This window comes from Gilvibacter sp. (assembly GCF_013214815.1).
Taxonomy (GTDB): domain Bacteria; phylum Bacteroidota; class Bacteroidia; order Flavobacteriales; family Flavobacteriaceae; genus Gilvibacter.
Genome location: NZ_JABSPU010000144.1, coordinates 1 through 2124, shown reverse-complemented (window position 1 = coordinate 2124; position 2124 = coordinate 1). Strand labels below are relative to the sequence as shown.

The following is a 2124-nucleotide window of genomic DNA, read 5'->3' as shown; positions in this document are numbered from 1 at the left end:
CAACGGCGGCGGATCCATCAGTGCTCAAACTGAATTTTACCAAGAATTTCAATACAGGGATCTATCCTTATTCCATGATCAATTCAAGCTTCTTTCCTTTTGGGGAGGGGCAGCACAGTTTAAAGATTGCCACTTCTGTTCAAGAATGGTGTGGGCATGTTTATATGGAGCTTAAGAATACGGATCAGTTTGAAATTGATATCAACTCGTATTTTCAAGGAGAAGGACAAGAAGGGTTGCGTCTGAGTAAAGCTCTTTTAGAAGATGACCTTTGGGCTATGATTCGTTTGCAATCAGATAATTTACCGCAAGGAGATCTGGAAATCATCCCGAGCTTCTTCTACCTCCGCTTAAAGCATGTCAAAGCACAAGCTTACAAAGCTTCAGCTAGTCTTAATACCACAGACAGTATCAGCAGTTATACGGTGACCTATCCCGAACTGAAGCGCGAGCTTAAAATCGAGTTTCAAACAGCCTTTCCACATCAAATAATGGGCTGGGAAGAAAGCCATCCCAAAGGTTTTGGAAGCAGTGATATGATTACCACTACAGGAACCTTAATAAAAAGTATTCGATCTGACTACTGGCGTAGAAACAGTAACAGCGACAGCGTTTTAAGAGACACTTTAGGACTAAAATAAGTGGCAGAGACCTATTCCTATACAACCACCGTCAAACAGCAAGGCAAAGGCTGGTCCTGCTACCTGCCCTTACCCGAGGCGCATATTGACGCATTGAAGGAAGGTGGCAATAAGCGGGTCATTGTACACCTCAGCAAGGAATACAAGGTACACGCAGCCATACTTTTTAGAAAAGCCTTTGGGCATTTTATCATGCTGAGCAAAAAGCACATGAAAGCGCTGGAATTGGAATTGGGAAGCGAGGTTAAGGCCACAGTGAAAATAGACGATACCAAATACCAGTTTGAAGTACCCGAGACCTTTGCGGAGGTGATCCGGACAGATCCAGAGGCGGAAGCCATCCTTGAAAAACTGACCCCAGGAGGTCAACGCAGCATTTTAGCTGCAGTAGCTGCGGTGAATAATACAGACAAACAGATCGATCGCGCCTTAAAGATCGCCGATCTTCTAAAACAAGGAGTAACTAACATTAGAACCATTAAATTCTGAGCATGCAATCCAGCAGAAAACAACTTACTGAAGACCTCAGCTTTTCAACCTTCATTCACGGCTATTGGCGCTTGAAAGATTGGGATTACTCCCAGGAGGATATCTTGAATTTACTCGAGCAAGGTTTAGACCTGGGAGTCACTACCATTGATCACGCCGACATCTACGGGGATTACGAATGTGAAGCCATCTTTGGAAAGGCCTTGGCCAAAAAATCAAGTTTGCGCGACCAATTGGAATTGGTTAGCAAATGCGGGATCAAACTCCTCTCTGAAAAATATCCGGAGCGAACAGTCAAATCCTATGATCTGAGCTACGATCATATTGTAGGCAGCGCGGAGCAGTCCTTGAAAAATTTACAGACGGATTATTTGGATGTCTTGCTTTTGCACAGACCCTCACCTCTATATGATCCGAATGAAGTTGCACGCGCCTTTGATCATCTAAAGCAAAGCGGAAAAGTGCGCTACTTTGGAGTTTCAAATTTCACACCTCAGCAAACACAAACCTTGCAATCCTACTTGGATCAAGACCTGATCACTAATCAAATTGAAATCTCCGTGAATTGTTTGGAGCATTTTGACAACGGCAATATTGATTATCTGCTTGAAAAGCGTATGCATCCAATGGCTTGGTCTCCTTTGGCCGGAGGGAAACTTTTCTCCTCGGCAACCAAAGATCGCATACCCTTGTTAGAAGTTATCCATACCATTGGCGCAGAACTTAGTACCGATATAGCCACGGTCATGTATGCATGGCTACTCAAACACCCTGTGGGCATCATGCCTATTGTTGGGAGTGGTAAAATTGAACGTTTAAAGGATGCCGTAAATGCACAAAGCATAGCACTCACCGATGAACAGTGGTTTAGAATTTACGAGGCAAAATTAGGCCATGAAGTTGCATAACAATGGATTACAAAGCAATAAATAAAGCCATCTGGAACACCCGTACGGCATCCCATGTTGAGTCGGATTTTTACGATTTGCCGGGA

General features: G+C 43.8%; 3 protein-coding genes. All 3 read left to right on the top strand.

The window, feature by feature from the left end; genetic code table 11:
- Positions 1–641 (top strand): septum formation inhibitor Maf (locus tag HRT75_RS14700; protein WP_291188361.1); only part of this gene is annotated, 641 nt, incomplete at its 5' end.
- On the top strand, positions 642–1130 hold the full coding sequence (locus tag HRT75_RS14695; RefSeq protein WP_291188358.1) for a YdeI/OmpD-associated family protein: 489 nt from the start codon (positions 642–644) through the stop codon (positions 1128–1130).
- Positions 1131–1132: 2 nt separating this feature from the next.
- The gene (locus tag HRT75_RS14690) at positions 1133–2038 is read left to right on the top strand and encodes an aldo/keto reductase family oxidoreductase (protein WP_291188355.1); all 906 of its coding nucleotides are present in this window, start codon (positions 1133–1135) and stop codon (positions 2036–2038) included.
- Positions 2039–2124 lie beyond the last annotated feature (86 nt).

Bases quoted from the DNA above. Each gene is read 5' to 3' on its own strand.
- HRT75_RS14690 (WP_291188355.1), top strand. From the start codon at position 1,133: ATGCAATCCAGCAGAAAACAACTTACTGAAGACCTCAGCTTTTCAACC.